This is a genomic window from Mesorhizobium bavaricum (assembly GCF_056781655.1).
In genome coordinates this window covers 3,683,418-3,704,350 of sequence record NZ_CM165566.1, presented here as the reverse complement: position 1 = coordinate 3,704,350, position 20,933 = coordinate 3,683,418, and the positions used below count along the sequence as shown (strand labels likewise).

23 protein-coding genes, 1 tRNA gene and 1 pseudogene are annotated in these 20,933 nt (G+C 63.0%); 10 read left to right on the top strand and 15 right to left on the bottom strand.

All coding sequences use genetic code 11. The features are described 5' to 3' along the window. Nucleotides 1–18 precede the first annotated feature (18 nt). Entirely contained in the window at nucleotides 19–759 is a 741-nt protein-coding gene (locus AC1RZR_RS18155; RefSeq protein ID WP_477274795.1) for a hypothetical protein, read from the top strand. Between the two features lie 77 nt (nucleotides 760–836). Here the strand turns inward: AC1RZR_RS18155 and AC1RZR_RS18150 are convergent. Together AC1RZR_RS18150 and AC1RZR_RS18145 are read right to left on the bottom strand one after the other, a co-directional pair. Then, nucleotides 837–912 (bottom strand) — tRNA-Lys (locus AC1RZR_RS18150). A gap of 208 nt (nucleotides 913–1,120) precedes the next feature. Continuing rightward, nucleotides 1,121–2,029 carry a PhzF family phenazine biosynthesis protein gene (locus tag AC1RZR_RS18145; RefSeq protein ID WP_481825493.1) on the bottom strand — a complete coding sequence of 303 codons (909 nt, stop codon included), beginning with the start codon at nucleotides 2,027–2,029 and terminating at the stop codon, nucleotides 1,121–1,123. A gap of 101 nt (nucleotides 2,030–2,130) precedes the next feature. On the opposite strand from AC1RZR_RS18145, the pseudogene AC1RZR_RS18140 reads away from it, so the two are divergent. The 3 genes and pseudogenes from AC1RZR_RS18140 to AC1RZR_RS18130 all read left to right on the top strand — a co-directional run bounded on the left by AC1RZR_RS18140 (nucleotide 2,131) and on the right by AC1RZR_RS18130 (nucleotide 5,357). Beyond that, nucleotides 2,131–3,425 (top strand): annotated as a pseudogene (locus tag AC1RZR_RS18140) (efflux RND transporter periplasmic adaptor subunit). Between the two features lie 4 nt (nucleotides 3,426–3,429). Next, entirely contained in the window at nucleotides 3,430–4,137 is a 708-nt protein-coding gene (locus AC1RZR_RS18135) for an ABC transporter ATP-binding protein (protein ID WP_481825492.1), read from the top strand. A 2-nt stretch (nucleotides 4,138–4,139) separates the two neighbouring features. After that, entirely contained in the window at nucleotides 4,140–5,357 is a 1,218-nt protein-coding gene (locus tag AC1RZR_RS18130) for an ABC transporter permease (protein WP_481825491.1), read from the top strand. A gap of 88 nt (nucleotides 5,358–5,445) precedes the next feature. Here the strand turns inward: AC1RZR_RS18130 and AC1RZR_RS18125 are convergent, their stop codons facing one another. After that, nucleotides 5,446–5,931, bottom strand: coding sequence for an SRPBCC family protein (locus AC1RZR_RS18125; protein ID WP_481825490.1), 486 nt, complete (start codon nucleotides 5,929–5,931; stop codon nucleotides 5,446–5,448). A 37-nt stretch (nucleotides 5,932–5,968) separates the two neighbouring features. Then, the gene (locus tag AC1RZR_RS18120) at nucleotides 5,969–6,307 is read right to left on the bottom strand and encodes an ArsR/SmtB family transcription factor (protein ID WP_481825489.1); all 339 of its coding nucleotides are present in this window, start codon (nucleotides 6,305–6,307) and stop codon (nucleotides 5,969–5,971) included. A gap of 167 nt (nucleotides 6,308–6,474) precedes the next feature. Here AC1RZR_RS18120 and AC1RZR_RS18115 point away from each other — a divergent pair, with 167 nt between their 5' ends. Beyond that, entirely contained in the window at nucleotides 6,475–6,717 is a 243-nt protein-coding gene (locus tag AC1RZR_RS18115) for a hypothetical protein (protein ID WP_481825488.1), read from the top strand. A gap of 106 nt (nucleotides 6,718–6,823) precedes the next feature. On the opposite strand, the gene AC1RZR_RS18110 is transcribed toward AC1RZR_RS18115, so the two are convergent. Both AC1RZR_RS18110 and AC1RZR_RS18105 read right to left on the bottom strand, forming a co-directional pair. Then, nucleotides 6,824–7,540, bottom strand: coding sequence for an NUDIX hydrolase (locus AC1RZR_RS18110; protein ID WP_481825487.1), 717 nt, complete (start codon nucleotides 7,538–7,540; stop codon nucleotides 6,824–6,826). Between the two features lie 6 nt (nucleotides 7,541–7,546). After that, the gene (locus AC1RZR_RS18105) at nucleotides 7,547–8,659 is read right to left on the bottom strand and encodes an endonuclease/exonuclease/phosphatase family protein (protein ID WP_481825486.1); all 1,113 of its coding nucleotides are present in this window, start codon (nucleotides 8,657–8,659) and stop codon (nucleotides 7,547–7,549) included. Nucleotides 8,660–8,844: 185 nt separating this feature from the next. On the opposite strand from AC1RZR_RS18105, the gene AC1RZR_RS18100 reads away from it, so the two are divergent. Continuing rightward, nucleotides 8,845–9,396 carry a BA14K family protein gene (locus tag AC1RZR_RS18100; RefSeq protein WP_477274777.1) on the top strand — a complete coding sequence of 184 codons (552 nt, stop codon included), beginning with the start codon at nucleotides 8,845–8,847 and terminating at the stop codon, nucleotides 9,394–9,396. 116 nt (nucleotides 9,397–9,512) lie between these two features. Here AC1RZR_RS18100 and AC1RZR_RS18095 read toward each other — a convergent pair whose 3' ends face one another. Beyond that, the gene (locus AC1RZR_RS18095; RefSeq protein ID WP_477274775.1) at nucleotides 9,513–10,004 is read right to left on the bottom strand and encodes a MarR family winged helix-turn-helix transcriptional regulator; all 492 of its coding nucleotides are present in this window, start codon (nucleotides 10,002–10,004) and stop codon (nucleotides 9,513–9,515) included. A gap of 57 nt (nucleotides 10,005–10,061) precedes the next feature. Here AC1RZR_RS18095 and AC1RZR_RS18090 point away from each other — a divergent pair, with 57 nt between their 5' ends. Next, nucleotides 10,062–10,481 (top strand): cupin domain-containing protein, encoded by a 420-nt coding sequence (locus tag AC1RZR_RS18090; protein ID WP_477274773.1) that lies wholly within the window; start codon nucleotides 10,062–10,064, stop codon nucleotides 10,479–10,481. 180 nt (nucleotides 10,482–10,661) lie between these two features. Here AC1RZR_RS18090 and ilvC read toward each other — a convergent pair whose 3' ends face one another. Together ilvC and AC1RZR_RS18080 are read right to left on the bottom strand one after the other, a co-directional pair. Then, the gene (gene ilvC, locus AC1RZR_RS18085) at nucleotides 10,662–11,681 is read right to left on the bottom strand and encodes a ketol-acid reductoisomerase (protein ID WP_481825485.1); all 1,020 of its coding nucleotides are present in this window, start codon (nucleotides 11,679–11,681) and stop codon (nucleotides 10,662–10,664) included. A gap of 25 nt (nucleotides 11,682–11,706) precedes the next feature. Next, nucleotides 11,707–12,360: a TetR/AcrR family transcriptional regulator gene (locus AC1RZR_RS18080; protein ID WP_481825484.1), complete on the bottom strand. Its 654-nt coding sequence runs from the start codon at nucleotides 12,358–12,360 to the stop codon at nucleotides 11,707–11,709. Nucleotides 12,361–12,512: 152 nt separating this feature from the next. Between AC1RZR_RS18080 and AC1RZR_RS18075 the strand changes: the two genes are divergently transcribed. Beyond that, nucleotides 12,513–12,947, top strand: a complete 435-nt coding sequence (locus tag AC1RZR_RS18075) for an anthrone oxygenase family protein (RefSeq protein ID WP_481825483.1) — start codon at nucleotides 12,513–12,515, stop codon at nucleotides 12,945–12,947. Between the two features lie 43 nt (nucleotides 12,948–12,990). Here AC1RZR_RS18075 and AC1RZR_RS18070 read toward each other — a convergent pair whose 3' ends face one another. Continuing rightward, on the bottom strand, nucleotides 12,991–13,449 hold the full coding sequence (locus AC1RZR_RS18070; protein ID WP_481825482.1) for a MarR family winged helix-turn-helix transcriptional regulator: 459 nt from the start codon (nucleotides 13,447–13,449) through the stop codon (nucleotides 12,991–12,993). A 164-nt stretch (nucleotides 13,450–13,613) separates the two neighbouring features. Here AC1RZR_RS18070 and AC1RZR_RS18065 point away from each other — a divergent pair, with 164 nt between their 5' ends. Beyond that, complete coding sequence (locus tag AC1RZR_RS18065; RefSeq protein ID WP_481825481.1) at nucleotides 13,614–14,342, top strand: glutathione S-transferase family protein; 729 nt, start codon at nucleotides 13,614–13,616, stop codon at nucleotides 14,340–14,342. Here the strand turns inward: AC1RZR_RS18065 and AC1RZR_RS18060 are convergent. Together AC1RZR_RS18060 and AC1RZR_RS18055 are read right to left on the bottom strand one after the other, a co-directional pair. Continuing rightward, nucleotides 14,290–15,474: an FAD-dependent oxidoreductase gene (locus tag AC1RZR_RS18060; RefSeq protein WP_481825480.1), complete on the bottom strand. Its 1,185-nt coding sequence runs from the start codon at nucleotides 15,472–15,474 to the stop codon at nucleotides 14,290–14,292. The genes AC1RZR_RS18065 and AC1RZR_RS18060 overlap by 53 nt on opposite strands. Before the next feature lie 132 nt (nucleotides 15,475–15,606). Then, the gene (locus tag AC1RZR_RS18055; RefSeq protein WP_481825479.1) at nucleotides 15,607–16,017 is read right to left on the bottom strand and encodes a winged helix-turn-helix transcriptional regulator; all 411 of its coding nucleotides are present in this window, start codon (nucleotides 16,015–16,017) and stop codon (nucleotides 15,607–15,609) included. Nucleotides 16,018–16,149: 132 nt separating this feature from the next. On the opposite strand from AC1RZR_RS18055, the gene AC1RZR_RS18050 reads away from it, so the two are divergent. After that, nucleotides 16,150–17,040, top strand: coding sequence for an SDR family oxidoreductase (locus AC1RZR_RS18050; RefSeq protein ID WP_481825478.1), 891 nt, complete (start codon nucleotides 16,150–16,152; stop codon nucleotides 17,038–17,040). A 43-nt stretch (nucleotides 17,041–17,083) separates the two neighbouring features. On the opposite strand, the gene AC1RZR_RS18045 is transcribed toward AC1RZR_RS18050, so the two are convergent. The 3 genes from AC1RZR_RS18045 to AC1RZR_RS18035 all read right to left on the bottom strand — a co-directional run bounded on the left by AC1RZR_RS18045 (nucleotide 17,084) and on the right by AC1RZR_RS18035 (nucleotide 20,922). Then, nucleotides 17,084–18,124, bottom strand: a complete 1,041-nt coding sequence (locus AC1RZR_RS18045) for an SDR family oxidoreductase (RefSeq protein WP_481825477.1) — start codon at nucleotides 18,122–18,124, stop codon at nucleotides 17,084–17,086. Nucleotides 18,125–18,158: 34 nt separating this feature from the next. Next, entirely contained in the window at nucleotides 18,159–20,078 is a 1,920-nt protein-coding gene (locus AC1RZR_RS18040; protein ID WP_477274753.1) for a potassium transporter Kup, read from the bottom strand. Between the two features lie 103 nt (nucleotides 20,079–20,181). Next, entirely contained in the window at nucleotides 20,182–20,922 is a 741-nt protein-coding gene (locus AC1RZR_RS18035) for a pyridoxine 5'-phosphate synthase (RefSeq protein ID WP_481825476.1), read from the bottom strand. Nucleotides 20,923–20,933 lie beyond the last annotated feature (11 nt).

The following is a 20,933-nucleotide window of genomic DNA, read 5'->3' as shown; positions in this document are numbered from 1 at the left end:
CAACGCCCGGATCGCGCGATGAACGAGCCCTCCCAAATTTTCGGCGATCCCAAACAGGGTCTTCGCGATACTTTCGCGCTGATTATCAGAGATTTCGATCGCAGGATCGGAGCTTTTGCCGGACTGAAATACAACTCACCATGGATGTTGGCGACGCAGGACTGGGCAGATCGCTCGGGCCATACCATCGAAGAACTGCGCGACATGATTTCCGAGTGGCGGAGCTCAGTCCGCTCTGGCGATCCCATCAATCCGGCGATCCTCCGGACTTTTGAAGATCTTCGTCGCGCCGCAGAAGAGTGGAGAGCAGAAACCAGCTACAATGATCCGCCGATCCGTCTAACGCCTGAAAAGACCAAATTTCCGAACTACAAAGAATTGAAATCGCATACTTGGAAGGTCTGGAGCTCCATGGGATTGGCGACGCCATCACATGGTTACGCACTCAGAGATCTCAGCTTTCATGGAGTAATTGAAGATCGTTTCGGCCACAGGGTTTCTATCAGAATGACCTTCAAGCTTGGATATGGAGGGCCAATTTGGTTAGATTTTCGCTTTCCTTATTATGGAGAAAACGAGCCGACATATTTTGGGCTTGGTCTCCTCTCAGGTTGGGCGCTAAATCGTACCCTTCGGTTGCCGGAAGCCCCGGAACTCGAATGGATCGTTGGCAAAAGCAAGACAAACTTCGAAGACGTCGACGGCGTCCTCGCTATAACGCGAGCGATCCTCAGCTATCTGCGACCAACTATCCAATAGCGTCCACTGAATGCCGCCACCGAACGGCAGCGAAACATCCCACTTTCAGGGTCTTTCCACCAAGTCTTTGAAGATTTTGGTGGGTGCGCACAGGATTGAACTGTGGACCCGCTGATTAAGAGTCAGCTGCTCTACCAACTGAGCTACGCACCCACTCGGCCGGCAAAAACCGGCGTTGGCGGGCATATAGCCGCCACCATCGGTCCTGTCCAGCCCTGCCGGAATCATTTCCCGACAAATCGCCTGGAGCATGATCCCGAAAAGTGGAATCCGGTTTTCGGAAGAGATCATGCTCATACAAAAAGACAGAGCCCCATCCCGATTTTATCGAGATGGAACAGGCTCGAAGTGCCGCAGATGATCAGACGAACAGCTTGCCTTCCGCCACCTTGACCGCGTTGCCGCCGATGCGCGCCGAGGCCAGTTTTCCGCCTTGCACGGTCAGTTCGAGGCGGATGCGCGACGGCCGGCCCATCTCCAGCCCCTGCTCGATCCACAGCTGCGAAACACCGTCTGTCGGGCCATCGAAATGCATGATGGCGCCGGCGAAGGCGGCCGCCGCTGAGCCGGTCGCCGGGTCTTCATAGGACGGCGTGCCCGGCACGATCATGCGCACATGGAACGCACTTTCGTGGTTCACCGTCTCGCGGCAGTAGACATAGGGGCTGGCAAAGGCCCACTCGCTCTTGCGCGGCGCCAATTCGGACCAAGCCTGGTTGTCCAACCGGATTCGGCCCGCAGCTTCGAGATTGGCAACCGGGATGGTCACATAGGGCACACCCGCCGACCAGAACGCGACGCGGTGATTCTCGAAGCCGATCTCATGCGGCGCCAGCCCAAGGGCCGCACCGATCGCCTCCGGATCGGCCTCGAGCTTCAGCGGCTCCGGCAGCTTCGCCAGGTCGAACTCGGCGAAGGTGTTGCCATCGTGCTTGCTGACGGCGCAACGCACCGGACCGATGTTTTCTTCCAGCACGAAGATGCCGGCGCCGCCCTCTCCCGCCAGTTCAGCCAGCGCGATCGCCGAGCCGACGGTCGGGTGGCCGGCGAACGGCATTTCGTAGTCGGGCGTAAAGATGCGAATGCGGTTTCGGTGCTTGGGATTGGCCGGCGGCAGCACAAAGACCGATTCCGACAGGTTGAACTCACGCGCGATGGCCTGCATCGCGGCCGTGTCCAGACCTTTGCAATCCAACACCACGGCCAGCGGATTGCCGGCCAGTCGCTCGGTCGTAAACACATCGTAAAGCAAGTAATTCCGGGTTTGCATTCCTGCCTCAATCCCAACATGGGCGAAATTTAATTTGATATTTGAACCAGTAAGCCTGATCTGTGCACAGATAGGGACATTACGCATCATAGGGGTCCGACGTGGACCAGATTGTCAATCTGCCAAAGACGGAATCGGATTCCGCCATCGAGACGGCGCTCGGTCTCGACAGGCAAGGTCTGCACAAGACGCGACGGCGTGGCTGGCTCTATGCGCTGCTGACATTGATCGTGCTCGCCGCCGGGCTTGGCGCCTATCAGTGGTACGCCGGCTCGCCCGCCAAGATTGACTATACCACCGTGCCGGCCGCCAAGGCCGATCTCACCGTCGAGGTGTCGGCGACCGGCACACTGCAGCCGCTCACGCAGGTCGACATTTCCAGCCAGCTCTCCGGCATCATCCGTTCGGTATCCGTCGAGGAAAACCAGCAGGTCAAGAAGGGCGACATGCTGGCAGCGCTCGACACCGCGAAGCTGCAGGTGCAGATCGAACGGGCCGAGGCGTCCGCCAAGGGCGCGGCTGCCAATGTCGAAGACGCCACGGTAACGCTCGCCGAGAACGAAAAAGCGCTTGTCCGCGCGGCCGCGCTGACCAAGCGCGGCATGGCGACCGACCAGTCGCTGGAGGCGGCAGCCGCAACGCGCGACCGCTCCAAGGCGGCACTCGATAGCGCGGAGGCCAATCTCGCCATCGCCAATGCCGATCTGAAATCGCAGCAGACCGACCTTGCCAACAGCACCATCTATGCGCCGATCGACGGCATCGTGCTGACGCGCTCGGTCGACCCCGGCCAGACGGTCGCCTCCTCGCTGCAGGCGCCGCGGTGCTGTTCATCATCGCCGCCGATCTCAGAAACATGGAACTGGTGGCGGCGGTCGACGAGGCCGACATCGGCGCGGTCAAGACCGGCCAGCATGCCCGTTTCACGGTCGATGCCTTCCCCGACCGGCCGTTCGACGCCGAGATTCGCGACATTTCCTATGCTTCGGTCACCACCGACGGCGTCGTTACCTACAATGCGCGGCTTGAGGTCGACAACAACGAGCTGTTGCTGCGGCCCGGCATGACCGCAACCGTTTCGGTCGTCACCCGGCAGGCAAAGGACGTCCTCACCGTGCCTGCCACCGCCTTCCGTTATCGCCCGGCACAGCAGGCAGCGCGTGGCTGGAGCCTCAGCGATCTGTTCACCGGCCGCATGGGTCGCCCCGGCGGCAACCGCCAGCGCCAGGCCGTGACAGCGCCAACCGACGGCTCGCGCACGCTCTATGTGCTGGAGAACGGGCGGCCGCATCCGGTCAATGTCAAGATCGGTTCCACCGATGGCGAGCTGACCGAGATCACCTCGGGCCTCAAGGAAGGCGCTGAGGTCATCACCGCGTCGCAGCAGCGGAGCTGAGGCCGTGGCTGCCGGTGCTGCCCTCATCACCTTCGACAAGGTCTGGAAGAGCTATGGCCAGGGCGAAGCCAGGGTCCACGCGCTGGCCGGCGTCGACCTTGCCATCCGGCGCGGCGAATTCGTCGCCATCATGGGCCCGTCCGGCTCCGGCAAGTCGACGGCGATGAACATCATCGGCTGCCTCGACACGCCGACCGCCGGCACCTATTCGTTCATGGGCATCGACGCCGGCCGGCTCGACCGCAACCGCCGCGCCATGCTGCGCAACCTCTATGTCGGTTTCGTTTTCCAGGGCTACAATCTCTTGGCCCGCACCACGGCAGCGGAAAATGTCGAACTGCCGCTGATCTATCGCGGCGTCGCCGCCCGCGAACGCCGCGACCTTGCCATGCAGGCGTTGTCCCAGGTCGGCCTGGTCGGCCGCGAGCACCACACGCCGGCCGAGCTGTCCGGCGGCCAGCAGCAGCGCGTGGCGATCGCGCGTGCCATCGTCACCCGCCCGACGCTACTCGTCGCCGACGAGCCGACGGGCAATCTCGACACCGCGCGCACGCATGAGATCATGGAGTTGCTGACACAGCTCAACACCGAGCTTGGCCTGACCATCGCCATGGTCACCCATGAGGCCGACGTCGCCGGCTATGCCGAGCGCACCATTCGCTTCCTCGACGGCCACGTCGCCTCCGATTCCAAGAATCTCGAGGTGGCCTAACCATGATCTGGGAAACCGTCCGCCTCTCGCTCCGCTCGATCCGCCGCAACGTGCTGCGTTCGTTCCTGACATTGCTCGGCATCGTCATCGGCGTTGCCGCGGTCATTGCCATGCTCACCATCGGCTCCGGCACCACCGAAAAGGTCAAGGCCGACATCTCCAAGCTCGGCAGCAACCTGCTGGTCGTCCGTTCCGGCCGGCCGGCCGGTCCCGGCGGCCCGGGCGGTCTCGACCAGGTGGTCCGTCCGCTCGCAGAAAAGGACCTGGCGGCGCTGGTCGCGCACCTGACCGGCGCGCGGGCCATGTCGCCGGCCTCGCAAAAACAGGTCCGTGTCATCTTCGGCACCGAGAGCCTGACCTCGGGGGTCACCGGTACCGACAGCGCCTATCTCGATGCGCGCGACTGGAAGCTGGTGTCCGGCCGCGCGTTCAGCGATTCCGAGACCCGCTCCGGCACCGGCGTCTGCCTGATCGGTGAGACGGTGCGCCAGCAATTCTTCGGCGCCGGCGACCCCGAGGGCGAGATCATCCGCGTCAACCGCACCTCCTGCAAGATCATCGGCCTGCTCGAACCCAAGGGCTATACCGGCTTCGGCCAGGACCAGGACAATGTCGTGTTGATGCCCCTGCATGCCTATCAGCGCCGCATCGCCGGCAACCGCGACATCGACAACATCTACATCGCCGCCGACGACACCACGCCGACCAGCGAACTGCAGCCGCGCGTCGAGGACATCTTGCGCGATGCCCGCCGCATCACCCCCGACCGCGAGAGCGATTTCGCCATCCGCGACATGACCCAAATCGCCGACGCCATGGCCAGCGCCACCACCACCATGACCGGCATGCTGGGCGCGGTCGCAGGCGTCAGCCTGCTGGTCGGCGGCATCGGCATCATGAACATCATGCTGGTCTCGGTCACCGAGCGCACGCGCGAGATCGGCATCCGGCTTGCCATCGGCGCGCATGAAAAGCACATCCTCATCCAGTTCCTGGTCGAGGCGACGGTGCTGTCGCTGCTTGGCGGCATCATCGGCATCCTGATTGGCCTGGCGCTGGCCGGCCTTGCCGCGGCGGCGCTGACCATCCCGTTCGCGCCAAGCCCGGCGGTCATCCTGCTCGCCGTCGGTTTCTCGGCGCTGATCGGCATGGTGTTCGGCTTCTTCCCGGCGCTGCGCGGCGCCAGGCTCGACCCGATCGACGCGCTGCGGCACGAGTAAGCCCAGGTCAGCTTCCCACGGCGATCTCGCCGGGGGTTTTCTTCCGCGTCGTGAAGATTTCAGGCGGCCAACCGCGAGATCGACAGCTTCATGACCCTCCCAAGTTCGCGCCCAAGGTGACGAGAAGCTCGTCCAGCTGTTCGAACTGCTCGGGCATCCCATCCTCCATCCCGGCGATGGCCTCGTCGAGCGCTTCCTTAGAGGGATAGAGTTCGTGCAGCACCAGCAGCGTCTTGCCGTCTTTTTCCTCGAAGGTCACCGTGGTCACGGCGGCGTCCTCACTTTCCTCATTCGTCCAGACGAGGCGAGAGTTAGGTATCACGTCGATGTACTTGCCGAAGAATGCCATAGCGCTCGAGGCATCGTGGCCAAACGCAACGCGGTACCCGCCTCCGACACGAACATCCATCTCGCAGGAAAGCAGAGGAACGCCCATCGACTTCGGTGCCCACCACCGCATGAACAGCTCGGGCTTGGTCCACGCCTCGTACACGATGCGCGCCGGGCCATTGAACGTACGCGTAATGACGAGCTCACGTTCGGACTGCCGTTCGATCGTCGTGCGGTTGTTCATGGGGGTGGGCTCACTATGTCTTCTTTCGTCCATCGGCTTACTCCTTCCGTTTCAGTTCCTCGACAATCTTGTCCAACTCGTTGAAGCGTGCGTCCCACAGCTGGCGATACCTCTCGATCCAAGCCGCCTCTTCCTCCAGTTCGCGTAAGCCGAGCTTGCAGGTCCGCACGCGCCCGACCTTCTCCGTGGTGACGAGCCCCGCCTGCTCCAAGACGCCGACATGCTTCTTCATGCCCGTAAGGGTCATGTGGAACTTCTCGGCAAGCTCCGTGATCGAAGCGTCTGCACGTCCGAGCTGCTCCAGAACGCCGCGTCGGGTGGCGTCCGAGAGCGCGGCGAACGAGGCATCCAAGCGGGTTCGAGCATACTGAACCATGTGGTTCAGTATCTAACACACGAATTGGCGGCATGCAAGGAAAGGTCGGGCGCGCTGCGTTGCCGGCCGCGTTAACTCCCAAATCGGCATCATTTCGATGCGGATTCGATCGACTCGGCGATCCTCAGGCCCTAAGGCAAGATATCTCTGGTCGGGGGGAATAACGCATGAGCAAGAAGACACGACTGATCCTGGCGATGGTGATCATCGAGGGCGTCCTTGCAGGCATCTGGTGGTATCTCGCCAGCTACGGCATGGCCAATCCCGATCGCGTCACCGCCGACTTCCAGTCGGTCGTCGGCCAGACCATGGGAATGGCGATGGGCGGCTTGCTGGGTCTCGGCTTTATCTTGTTCTTCGTCGCCGCCAGCAACGATCGCAAGGCGGCGCAGAACAAGACGCGCCGCTAGTCCATCGTTTCACGGAAACGCAGAACCGCGCTATCTCTTTGTTTTGACGCAACTCCCCAGGGAAAGCGCTGCCCGCCTTCCCGGTAAACCTTTTCCTGGAATTGCTCTAAAGCACCCCGGCAAAATGCCATTCGACCAGCGGCTTCATGTGCGACGCCAGCCCGTCCGGAAGGTCCGTGGCGTGGCGGATGATGACCGGCCCCTCGATCTCCGGGTCGGTCTCGGTGGCAACGAACGCTGAGATCCGACGGGCAATCTCGTCGGCCGGCGCCGTCTCGTGAAAACGCCGAAACATCACCGTACCACTGGCCGTCGACAGGACGTGGTAGCGCTTGCCGCGTGGCGCGTCCGACAGATCTATACCGGTCTCCTCGCGCACCTCGCGGATCATGTTGAAATCGACGTCGACCTGGCCGTCGCGAAAATCAATGGGCTCGAACGAGCCGGCAGCGAAATAGACGCGCCCGGCATTGACCGTGTGCGAACCCATGCGGATCGCCACCAGCGCATTGTCGCCGGCCACCAGTATGGCATGGGCATAGGCATGCTCGGCGCCCGAATTCTCGCGCCGCTTACGCCAGAGCATGAAGGTGGAATAGTTGACCGCATGGCAGCGGCCGACCAGACGGTTGTCGCGGTACGCGAGTTGCGACAGTAGCACCACTGTGCCGTCGAACAGCGCCGGCTTGGCTGCTATCTCGCGCTGCCAGTTCTCGGCGATCGCCTCTGCATTATCGACCGCAAAGGGGTGCGGGCCGGGATCGAGCCGAACGTCGATGGCATCGACCGGCAGGATGACATTGCGCGGCAGGTCGAAACTCATAGCGTATCAGGTCATGTCCAGGGTGATCGCCAACGGGCAGTGGTCGGATGCCTTCGGCCGGTCCCAGCCGGCGCGCGGAAACCGCTCGACCTCCTGGCCGGGCGGGAAAATCGTGCGCCAGGGCTGGCCGTTGCGGATGATGTCGGGAACAGCCGTCGCGTTGCTGGCGGCGAGGCCCTTCGACAACAGGATGTAGTCGAGCTGGCACAGATGCCGCTCTTCCGGTCCACGCGTGTGGTAAAAACTCCAGCGGTTCATCTCCGGCCGCCGCTCGACGACGTTTTCGCAGAAGCCGCCCTCTGTCAGCACGTTGATGCAGGACTGGTTCTCGTTGACCACTTCGAAGCGGTAGCCGTCGATCGCGTCGCCGGCGATCTTCACGCGCTGCCGGTAATCATTCATGTCGCCGCAGATCGCCCAGCGCTTGTCGGCGGCGTGGTTCTTGCCGAAGCGCTCCTCGATGATCCGCCGCACGGCCTGAGCCTCGGCGATGCGCACCGGCATCGTCGCTTCGCGCCCGTCGAGCCCGTTGCGCGGCGGGCCCATCGACTTGAAGTGCACGAGATAAAGCGTCAGCGGCACGCCGCCCACGGTGATGTCGACTTCCAGGCAGTCGCGCCGGAAGATGCGCTCATTGGCCTGGTTGCCGAGCGCCGCCAGTTCGGGCGTCTGCAGCCCGAACTGTTCATAGGTGAGGTAGGCATGGCTGGTCATGCGCACGAATTCAATCGGCTGGCCCTGCGCGGTTTCGTTGCGCATCATCACGGCGACGTCGATGCCGCGCGAATCATTGCCCGATGTGGTGTATTTCTGCCGGTAGCCCTGCCCCACCATCTTGAACAGATAGCCGTATTCGAAGGCCTTCAGCGCTTCGATATTGTCGACCTCCTGCATGCAGATGATGTCGGCGCGGGTGGCCGCGATCGCCAGCGCCGTCAGCTGGCGCGTGTCGTCGGACTGGGCGATGGCCCGCGCCTGCTCCAGCATCTTGTATTCCGCTTCGCTCTGGATATCGAACAGCGCCAGCGTGCGATCCTCGTTGAGCTGGTTGCGATAGCCGGAAAAATCGAACCTGTTCATCAGGTTCTCGACATTGAAGGTGGCGAGGCGCAGCGACATGCCATGACCTTTGCCCGCAAGCGCGGCAGAAAACAAGGTCGCGGGACCACCAGCGGAGACCGATGGGTCCTGATGCCGCTCGCGCCATGGTTGACGGAACCTTTCCGTTCATCCGCCGTTCAGATGCAAACATCCACAGTAGGCCCCTAGAGTAGGCGTGGGGCCTGTGTCTCTTGGAGAGTGCAATGAACTCGCTCTTTTCTTCCACGGTCAAATCCGGGCTGATAGCGCTCGGTATCCTCTCGGGCGTCACGGCGCCGTCCACCGCCGGCCCGATCATGCAGCCGGACCTGTCGATTCCCGCAAGCACGGCAGCGCCGACCGCGGTCCGCGACGGCTGGGCGGGCGGCAATAACAACGGCGGAAACTGGAGATGGCGCCGGTCCGGAAACTGGAACGGAGGCCACGGACACTGGAACGGTGGCGGCGGAAACTGGAACGATGGAGACAACTGGCGTTGGCGCCATGGTCGCCATCACTATCGTGGCGGCCGTTATTACGATGATGGCGCGGCTGCCCTTCTGGGGCTCGGCCTTGGACTTGGCATTGGCAGCATGTACAACAACTACAATTACTACGACGCGCCGCCGCGCCGCTACTATCGCACCTACAGGACGCAGCGGGTTTCGAGCGCCCATGTCCAGTGGTGCTATGACAGGTACCGGTCGTATCGCGCCTGGGACAACACGTTCCAGCCCTACAACGGCCCACGTCAGCAGTGCTACTCGCCCTATTGATGAGCAGCGCTGATCAACGAATACCCTGCGGCGCCGCTCATCGCGGCGCCGTTTTTGTCCACGGGAACCGCGAGCACAGTGTCGTCAGTACGCCGCCGCGATCGTTCGGCTGACTCCTAGCCTGGATCTTTGGAGTGATCCTGCTGCGCCCTCGCTGACAGCTGCTTCAACACGTCAAGGAAGTTGTTGAATCGCTCCTCACCAATCTCCTCCGCCCATTCCGCATGCAATCGCCGCAGGCAGGTGAAAATCGTCTCGACAAGCTGCCGCCCGCGCGCGCTCACGTAGATGAGGCGCCGGTCGCTGCCCTCGGGAGCGCGCCGCTCGATATAGCCGAGCTCCTCGAGCTGGATGAGGAGGTAGTTGATCGCCTGCCTCGACATGCGTTTCTGGCGAGCCAGTTCCGACGGCCTTACGCCATCCGGAAGGGGATAGGAGAACACCGCGAAGTGAGCGTCCTGAAAGTCGGTGAAGCCAGCGTCACGAATGGCCTCGTGCATCTGGTTGCGAACGTGCTGCCAGGTGATGCGCAGGAGAGCCCCGAAGAAGGGTGGGCGCAGCTCTCCGTCGGGCTCCGGCAACTCTGCCGTCTGACTGGCTGTTGACATCGTTGTAAAGTCCTTTTACAAATTCTGTAAAACCACTTTACAACAAGGAGAATGTCTATGGAAGCGGGTACTCAGAGCGTCTTGACGATCGGTGAGCTGGAATTGCGCTTCCTGGTCACCGACAAGGGTGCAACCGTGTTTGAATTCGTTGTCCCGTCCCGCGCCCGCGTACCGGCGCCCCACTACCATCAGGAGGCGGACGAAACGCTGTATGGGCTGGAGGGCATTTTGACGATCACCGTTGATGGCCGAAAGCAGGAACTCGGTGCCGGCGATGCCATCTTCATTCCGCGCGGAAGTGTCCACCACCATGAGAACCTGCACGACGGGGTGTCGCGGACCTTGGCCGTGCTGACGCCGGGGTCCATCGGGCGCCGCTACTTCGAGGAGATTGCCGAGGTGGTCAATGTCCCCGGCAGGCCGGACCTGGCCAAGGCGAATGAGGTCATGCTGCGCCACGGGCTCGTGCCCGCGTAGGTCTCTATCCGAGGCACCCCCAAGCAGTGCTGGTGTATCGCCACGACAAGCTCACTGCGACCAACTCGCAGTGAGCCAGATTGAAGTACGACTGAGTCCGACCAGCTTGTTCCTGGAGATTCCTCCGCGCGCCCACGGGCGAAGCCCGAGGGCGCGCAAGGCAAGAACGTGGATTTTCGTTCAGTTCTTGGCCTTGTCGACCAGCTTGTTCTTGGAAATCCACGGCATCATCGCGCGCAGCTTGGCGCCGACTTCCTCGATCTGGTGGCTGTCATTGTTGCGGCGGATGCCCTTGAAGCGCGACATGCCGGCGCGGTACTCCTGCATCCACTCCGAGGTGAACTTGCCCGTCTGGATGTCCTTCAGAACGCGCTTCATCTCGGCCTTGGTCTCGGCGGTGATGATGCGCGGGCCGGAGACATATTCACCCCATTCGGCAGTGTTCGAGATCGAGTAGTTCATGTTGGCGATGCCGCCCTCATAGATCAGGTCGACGATCAGCTTGACCTCGTGCAGGCACTCGAAATAGGCCATCTCAGGCGCGTAACCGGCTTCGACCAGCGTCTCGAAGCCAGCCCGGATCAGTTCGACCAGACCGCCGCACAGCACGACCTGCTCGCCGAACAGGTCGGTCTCGCATTCCTCGCGGAAATTGGTCTCGATGATGCCCGAACGGCCGCCGCCGACGCCACAGGCGTAGGACAGCGCCAGGTCGAGCGCATTGCCCGAGGAATCCTGGTTGACGGCGACCAGGCACGGCACGCCGCCACCTTTCTGGTATTCGCCGCGCACCGTATGGCCGGGGCCCTTCGGCGCGATCATGACGACATCGACCGACGCCTTCGGCTCGATGAGGCCGAAATGCACGTTGAGGCCGTGCGCGAAGGCGATTGCAGCACCGTCGCGGATGTTCGGCGCGATCTCGTTTTTGTAGATGTCGGCCTGCAGTTCGTCAGGCGTCGCCATCATCATCAGGTCGGCCCATTTGGCGGCGTCCGCCACGCTCATCACCTTGAGCCCATCGGCCTCGACCTTCTTGGCGGTCGCCGAGCCGGCCTTGAGGCCTATGGCGAGGTCCTTGACGCCGGAATCCTTGAGGTTGAGCGCATGCGCCCTGCCCTGGCTGCCATAGCCGATGATGGCGACCTTCTTGCCCTTGATCAGGTTGAGATCGGCATCGCGATCGTAATAGACACGCATTTTGTCTTCCTTCCCGTTTTATGAATCAGAGGCCTTGCAGCCGGTTGTTGCTCTTGAAAAGAGCGAGAAACTGCTGCGTCGCCCGCGCGGCATCGCCGCCGATCGCTGCCTCAGTCAATTCCAGCCGGTCGCCAAGCAGCAGACGGATCTGCACGTCGCGGGCGACCAGCCCGAAAAAGGTGCGGAACGCCGTTTCGGCGTCCGAAAAATCGAGCAGTCCGGCCTGCCGACCAGCTTCAAGCACCGGCTTCAGCCGCTTGGCCAGGGCGAAGCGGCCGTTCTCCAGCACCACGGCGCCAAGGTCATCCTTGCCCGAACCGGCATGGCCGACCGCGACGCGGTTGAGCGCGATCGAAGTGTCGCTGGAAATCACCTTCAGCCAGTCGGAGGCGAAGCGTTCGAGGCTTATGGTCAGCGAGGCAAGATCGAGCCCCTTGCCATCGACCTGCGCCACCCGCACCTTGGATGCCTGCCACTGCACCGTTGCCGTCAGCAGCCCGTCGCGGTCGCCGAACCATTTGTAGAGCGTCTCCTTGGAACAGCTCGCCCGGCGCGCGACGGCGGTCATGGTTAGCTGATCGCCCTCCTCGACCAGCAGCCGCAACGCTGCGTCGAGCACGGCTTTCTGCCGCTCCGTCAGCGCTTCGCTGGTGTCGATCTCTGGCACGATGTGCAACACGCTCTTCTCTCGGCAGGCAAGGTCGGCCGGTCATTCCGGCAAGCCGTACCGTACGTTACGGTTCTCCGCTTTTATGGCGTATTGTTCTGAGCCTTGCAAGCCCTATTTCTACTACACGGCGTCGGTGTGGGACGGCTTGCGCGGGGAAACAGATGCTGATCGGATTGCTTGCCTTGACGGTTGCCGCCGCATTCTCCGGTGCCGCGATTTACGTCAGTGTCGCCGAGCAACCGGCGCGGCTCGGTCTCGACGACGAGGCGCTGCTGCAGGAATGGCAGCCTTCCTACAAGCGCGGCGCCGCCATGCAGGCGTCGATTGCCATTGTCGCCTGCGTTCTCGGTCTCATTGCCTGGTGGCAGACTGGCGGTCTCGCCTTTCTGGTTGGCGCGGTGCTGATCATCCTGCCCTGGCCGTGGACACTGATCGCCATGATGCCGACCAACAGGGTGCTGGAGGCGATGGACGCTGGCGCCGGCAATCCACAAGCCAGGTCCCTGATCGTCAAATGGGGCAATCTGCACCTCGTTCGCGTAGCCCTTGGCGTGTTGGCGACGCTGGCCTTTCTCTGGGGTAGCCATCTGGGCTGACATGGCCGGATCTTGCCAGGCCGTGCTCTCGGCACAAATGGCATCAGTCCGCAATGGGCGGATGGCGCAGCCGGCCAAGCAGTGCCGACACCATGGTCAGTTCCTCCGCAGAGAGTTTGTCGCCGACCAGTTCGGTGATCGACCGTCCGTAGACAGCCCACATGCCGCGGCGGGTCTCGCGGCCTCTTGCGGTGATGCGGATGGTCTGGCCACGACCGTCATCGGCCACCGGCAGCTTCTCCACCAGCCCGTCAGCCTCAAGCCGCGCCAGCAGCCGCGAGATGTTGTATTGCGCAAACAGGGTGCGCTCGATCAACTGGAACGGCCGCAGCCCGCCCTCACCGGCCTCGGCGAGTTCATGCAGCACGTCATACCATGCCAGAGGCGGCAGGCCACCGGCCTTCAACATCTCTTCGGCACTTTCGACCAACTGGCGCGAAACGCGCATCAGGCGGCCCCAGGCCTTGATGGCTTCGGGCGAAGGCATGGCTTTCTCAATCATGGTCCAGCATAGGCAATAGATGCAGTTGCATCAAGCTTGACGATCGATGCACCTGCATCTATATGGATGCAACTGCATTAACTTCGAAAGACGGATCCCATGAAACGAAATCTGCGACGACGCGCGTCGAGGACGGCGCGTTGAACTTGTCGGGGGAGAGTGAGATGACCGACAAGCTCATTCTCGTCAGCCATCCTCTCTGCCCCTATGTGCAACGCGCCGCGATTTCACTGGCCGAAAAGGGCGTGCCGTTCGAGCGCGTCGACATCGACCTCGCCGACAAGCCGGACTGGTTCAAGGCGATCTCACCGCTCGGCAAGGTGCCGCTGCTGCGCGTGCAGCGACTCGGCGAGGAAACGGTGATCTTCGAATCCGCTGTCATTCTCGAATTCCTCGAGGAGACACAAGCCAATCCCCTCCACCCCATCGATCCATATGCCCGCGCCCGGCATCGCGCCTGGATCGAGTTCGGCTCGGCCACACTCAATGCCATCGGCCGGTTCTATTCGGCCCAGACTGAGGCCGGCTTCCTCGCCGAATCCGGCGCACTGTCGGCGATGTTCGATCGTCTCGAGGCGGAGCTGGCGGACACCGAACGGAACGGGCCCTGGTTCACCGGCGAACGCTTCTCGCTCGTCGATGCCGTTTACGGCCCGATCTTCCGCTACCTGGACACATTCGACCGGATCGGCGATTTCGGCATCCTTGACGACAAGCCGCTTGTCCGCGCCTGGCGCAGGGCGCTGAATGCACGCCCATCGATCAGCCAAGCCGTCGCCCCGGACTACCCGCAGCGCCTGCACGCTTTCCTGGAAGCGAAGGGATCCTACCTTTCCAGCTTCATCCACGGAAACGATCCGGCCACAGCGCTTCGGTCAGTCCGATCCGCCTGAACGGATCGATCACCGTGCCGGCCACCATCGAGGCAAGGAACTGCGGCGCCGGCGGGATTTTTGCCACTGTCGCCACCAGCCTGTCGCGGATGAAGGGCAGCGCCACGGAATCCGACTGGTAGAACGGTGTGAATGCCAGCGACAGCGCCTGGAAGACCCGCACATGCCAGCGCCGCGCCTTGGCATAGGTCTCAAGTGCCGCCTCGACACTCCGCGTCCGCCCAAGCGCATGGCTGAGCGCCGCCGCGTCGAGCAGCGCCATGTTGGCCCCTTGCCCGAGCTGCGGGCTGGTCGAATGCGCCGCGTCGCCGATGATGGCCAGCCGCCGGCCGGCTGGCAGCTTCATCGTGTGGTGGCCATAACGTGCCAGCGAGAGCTGGTCGAAATCCCCGATCTGGCTGGTGAATGCCTCGCATTCGGGCCACAGGCGAACCACCCTCTCCTTCCAGGCATCGAGGCCCACCGCCCGAACGCGCTCGACATCGGCCGGCTTCAGGCTCCAGAAGAAGGCGGCCATCTTTTCAGCGCCCGGCTCCGGCCGGCCAATCGGCAGCACGCCGATCATCACGCTGGCCTTGTCGTAGCGTTGCAGCAGCGCGTGCTCGTCGAAACCTTCGTCGCGCCAGCGCAGCGACGCCCAGAACGCGCCATAGGTGAGCGGTCGTGGCGCGCTTGCATCGCCCGTGCACTGCCGCAGCTTCGAGCGCGAGCCGCTGGCGTCCACGACCAGATCGAACGGCCCTGCCCTTCGCCCGTTGCCACAGATCAGCGTCGCCCGTTCGCCGGTATCCAGAGTTTCGATCTCGACACCCGTCTCGATGGCGATCGACTCGCGCTGGACAGCGCGAAAGAGCACGCCGAACAAGGCCGCCCGATGCACTGCCAGCCCGAAACGATGGCCGCGCTGGGCATCATAGCGAACGTCGAGCACGGTGCGGCCGGTGCTGGCATCGGCGCCGTGCAGGCGGTCGATGCGGCTGCCCAGGGCCAGCATGCCGTCGAGCAGGCCAAGATCAGCCAATACCGTCAGCCCGGTTGGCTGCAGGATCAGTCCGGAACCGACCGGCTTCGGCTCCTCGAAGCGCTCGAACACGGTGACCCTATGCCCGGCGCGCTTGAGATAGAGCGCCATGGCCAGCCCGGCCGGGCCGGCCCCGGCAATCGCGATATCGTAGGAAATGCCAAAGCCCCCAAAGCCGAACTGGCCGGGACAATCCTTCAGCGGGGGGACTAAATCAAGCCGCAGCCACGGTCTTTGTCCTGCTCACCCTTGGGCGGCATCAAAACCGGCGCGCGCGTCGCGCACCGCATCATGGTTGAGCTCGGCCCACAGGATCAGCTGGTGCAAGGCGCCGAACATCGACCGTCCGAGGTCGGTCAGGCTGTATTCGACGCTCGGCGGCTTGGTCGGGAACACTTCGCGATGCACATAACCGTCGCGCTGCAGATCGTAGAGCGTCTGGGTCAGCATGCGCTGCGAAATGTCGGGCACCAGCCGCCGCAGCTCGCCGAAGCGGTACGGCTGCTCGGCCAGGGCTCCCATCAACAGCGAACTCCATTTGCCGCTGAGACCCTGAATCACGTCGCGGACCGGGCAATCGGCAATGTTGCCGCCATTGCTCATGGATTTGTAGACCTCGAGCTTGGATTTCAGATTGACGATCGTGCTGTCCACGGCTGGTTCCCTGGCTGTGCCTACCTCCCGAAAAACTGCCTTCTTTACGGCTACTGGTCAATTCCTATTTTAGTGCTGGTCTCTTTTTGAGACCACCTATGCCCTCTCCTCTGACCCTTGCCAGGATTACCCATGAGCAAAACTCTTCTCGTCACCGGCGCTTCCGGCCAGCTCGGCCGCGGCGTCATCAAGCACCTGCTGGACACCTTCAAGGTCCCAGCGGCGCAGATCATTGCCACCACCCGCACGCCGGCCAACCTTGCCGACCTGGCGGCGCGCGGCGTTGTCGTCAGGGCCGCCGACTTCAACGATCCGGCATCGCTTGCCAAGGCCTTCGCGGGCGCCGGCCGGGCGCTCATCATCTCGACAAACGAACTCGAGGTGCAGGGAAAGCGCCGTGAGCAGCAGATCGCAGCCGTCGCCGCGGCCACGCAAGCAGGCGTCGTCCACCTGCTCTACACCTCGATGCCCAACCCCGAACCAGGGTCACCGGTCCATTTCGCCCCCGACCACTACGACACAGAACAGGCGATCAAGGCGAGTGGCATTCCCTATACGATCTTCCGCAACAACTGGTATGACGAGAACCTGTTCATGGCGTTGCCGCAAGTCCTGGCATCGGGCCAATGGTATACGTCGGCAGGCGACGGCGGCATTTCCTATGGTACGCGCGACGACCTCGCCGCGGCGATCGCCGCGGGGCTCGCCTCCGGCACCAACGAGAGCATGACCTACACCCTGACCGGCCCCAAAGCCTATACGACCGCGGAGGTCGCGGCGCTCGTCACCGAAGTCACCGGCAAGCCCATCCAGGTCGTGCAGCTTTCCGACGACGCTCTGACCGAGGGCATGAAGGCAGCCGGCCTGCCTGAGCCCTTCGCCAAACTTCTGGTGTCCTTCGACGCCACCACGCGGGACGGCGGTCTTGGCATGGTGACGGACGCCGTGGAAAAACTCTCCGGCCGCAAGTCGGTGTCGCTCAAGCAGTTCCTCGAGACCAACAAGGCTGCCCTGGCGGGCTGACGGTCAGTGGCGCCGAGAGCCGGACTCCCGGGTTTCGGCGCTGCTACTTCGCTTTTTTGAGCAGCCCGAGCCGGATCAGGCTTTCGCCGGTGGCCACCAGCGCATCTTCCCGCGACCGCGGTGCCCAGCCGAGCAGGCGCACGGCCCTCGCCTTGGTTGCATTCTTGACCTTGCCCAGTTCCGGCACCAGCTGTGCGGCTTCCGGGTTGAACAGGGCCACGATCCGCACCAGCCAATCGGGAAGCTCCCGCGTCGAGACGCGCGCCCCGGCATCGCCCAGCCGCATTTTCAAAGTCTGCGCGATCTCCCGCACGGTCATGAAATCGCCGGCAACCGCGAGGAATCGCTTGCCCCTGGCGGCAGGATTGGTCATGGCACGCACATGCAGATCCGCCACGTCGCGCACGTCGACAACGCCGAAAGACAGGCGCGGCAGCCCCGGCATGGCACCGTTCAGCATACGCTGGACAAATTCGGTGGAAGTCGAGTGGTCGGGCCCGAGAACCGGTCCGAAGATGCCGACCGGATTGACGACGGCGAGTTCCAGTTTGCCACCCTCCGCGGCAATGAAATCCCAGGCAGCACGTTCGGCCAGGGTCTTCGATTTCACATAGGCGCTGACCTTGCCCGCCGGATCGGTCCAGTTCTCCTCGGTGAAAGGCTGGCCGCCGGGCGGCGGCTTTCCATAGCCGATCGCCGCGAAGGACGAGGTCAGCACGACGCGCTTCACGCTCGCATCCCGCGCCGCGCGCAACACCCGTAGCGCACCCTCGCGGGCCGGGATGATCAGGTCGTCTTCATGTTTCGGCTCCCCGGGCGGAAATGGCGAGGCGACATGAAGCACATACTTGCAACCGGCCACCGCATCCGGCCAGCCGGCATCGGCCATGAGATCTGCCACGGCGAAGGAGAGCATGCCGCCAGGCTCGGCGCCGCCAGCCTTGAGCATGGCGAGCACGTCGGCCTCGCGCTTGGCCGAGCGCACGGTGGTGCGCACGCGGTAGCCGGCCTTCAGCAGTTCGAGAATACAATGCGCGCCGAGGAAGCCGGAGCCGCCGGTAACAAGCACCCATTCGCCGCTCATTCCGCCTCCTCAGCCAGTCATCGGCAAGAGACCGTCAAATGGCTACCTGCGTACCGATCTCCACCACGCGTCCGGTCGGGATCTGGAAATACTCGGTCGCGTCGGCCGCCGTGCGCGCCAGGCCGATGAACAACCGATCCTGCCACACCGGCATGCCGGAATTGGGCGACGCCTTGAGCGAACGCCGCGACAGGAAGAACGAGGTCGTCATGATGTCGAACTTCCAGCCCTGTTTGCGGCAGATCGCCAGCGCGCGCGGGATGTTGGGCTGCTCCATATAGCCGAAGGTCAGCGTCACCCGCATGAACAGCTCGTTGACCGTCTCCATCTTGACCCGGTCGCTGTCGGGCACCACCGGCTGCGGCGCCGTCACCACCGAAAGGATGACGTTCTGCTCGTGCAGCACCTTGTAGTGCTTCAGACTGTGCATCAGCGCGGTCGGCGCACTCAAGGGATCGCTGGTCAGGAACACGGCGGTGCCGGATACCAGCTGCGGCTTCTTCTTCAACAGGTTGCCGGCGAGGAAATCGAGCGGGATCTCGTTGCGGCGGGTCTTGTCGAACAGATAGCGGCTGCCCCGCACCCAAGTCCACATGGCCAGCACGATGGTGAAGGCCACGGCCAGCGAAGCCCAGCCGCCCTCGAACACCTTGACGATGTTGGAAGCAAAGAAACCGACGTCGATAAAGGCAAACAGCGCCGTCAGCGAGACTGCCAGCCACAGCTGCCATTTCCAGATCCGCGTCATGACGACATAGAGCAGCACCGTCGTCACCAGCATGTTGCCGGTCACCGAAATACCATAGGCCGACGCCAGCTTGCTGGACTCGCCGAAGCCGACCACCAGCATCATCACCACCAGCGCCAGCAAGAGGTTGACGCGCGGCATGTAGATCTGGCCGGACTGCTTTTCCGATGTGTGCAGGATTTCCAGGCGCGGCAGCATGTTGAGCTGCACTGCCTGCCTGGTCAGCGAAAAGGCGCCGGAGATGACCGCCTGGCTGGCGATCACCGTCGCAGCCGTTGCCAGCACGACCATCGGGATCAGCGTCCAGCCCTCGTTCATCTCGAAGAACGGGTGACCGACCACGCCATTTTGCGCCAGCACGAATGCGCCCTGTCCGGCATAATTTAGCAACAGGCAGGGAAACACGATCGCCAGCCAGGCGAGCACAATCGGCTTGCGGCCGAAATGGCCGAGATCGGCATAGAGCGCTTCGGCGCCGGTGACGGCGAGGAAGATCGCGCCGATGGTGACGAAAGCGACGTCGGGCGAATTGATCAGAAAGGCGACGATGTAGTGCGGGCTCACAGCCCACAGGATTTCCGGGTCGGCGATGATGTGGTTGAGACCGGAAAGGCCAATGGCCAGGAACCATACTGCGGTCACCGGGCCGAACACCAATCCCACCCCGCCCGTGCCAAAGCGCTGCACCGCGAACACCATGGCGAGGATGACCAGAGTTAGCGGCACCACATAAGGCTGGAAGGTGGGGGTGACGACATTCATGCCCTCGACCGCCGACAGCACCGAAATCGCAGGCGTGATGACAGCGTCACCGAAAAACAGCGAGGCGCCGACGATGCCGATGGCAAGCATCAGCGCCGAGCGCTTCGGGAAACTGCCGCGCGCCAAAGCCATCAGCGACAGCACGCCGCCCTCGCCGCGGTTGTCGGCGCGCAGCACGAACATGATGTATTTGATGGTGACGATGATCGTCAGCGACCAGATGATCAGCGACAGAACGCCGAGAATATCGCCACGCTGGGCGACATTTCCGCCCGACGACGCCACCAGCGCCTCGCGAAAGGCGTAGATCGGGCTGGTGCCGATATCCCCATAGACAACGCCGAGCGCGCCCAGCATCAGAACCTTGGTGCTGTGCTGTTCGACTTCTGAATGGCTCGATTGTTCGACGGGTTCTGCCTCACTACCAGCATTGGCAAGGGCCATGGGCGACACTCCGATAAGCGCGCGGTGCTCTACGCTTGCTGCAATGCAATATCAAGTGCCGTCGCGTGATGGCTGCCATGCTTGCCCTGCGAGGCTGCCATCGCTACCACCCGCAGGCCTTGAGAAATCGCCCCACCGTGCCGGCCATGCCATACTCCAACGCGTCGGCTGTCAACCCATGTCCGATCGAGACCTCCGCCAAGGCGGGAATGCGCCTTGCCAGTGCCGGCAGATTGCTGATCACCAGATCATGCCCGGCATTGACCTGAAGGCCGGCGGCAAGCGCGGCATCGGCGGTTTTTCCCAGTCTTTCCAGCTCCTTGGCCGCTCTGGCGGGATCGGAATGATAGCTGCCGTACGGACCCGTATAGAGCTCTATGCGGTCGGCGCCGGTGTCACGCGCCGCCGTCACGCCTACGGAATCCGCGTCGGAAAACAGCGACACACGGAAGCCCCCCTTCTTCAGACGCTTGACGATCGGTGTCAGGAACGCGGCATCGGCGGCAAAATTCCAGCCGTGGTCCGATGTCGCCTGCGCCGGATCGTCCGGCACCAGCGTCACTTGCTCCGGCTGATGCTTTTCCACAAGCACAAGGAAATCCTCAGTCGGATAGCCCTCGATGTTGAATTCCGCGTGCGGGAACTCATCGTCGATCAGCGACCTGATCTCAGGCAGATCGGAGTGTCTTGTGTGCCGCTCGTCTGGGCGCGGATGCACCGTCAGCCCATGCGCCCCGGCTGCGAGTGCAATTCGGCCGAGCCCGGTCACGCTGGGCCACGGCAGGTCACGCCGGTTGCGCAGCATGGCGATGGCATTGAGGTTGACGGAGAGCTTTGCAGGCATGGAGGGCGGCC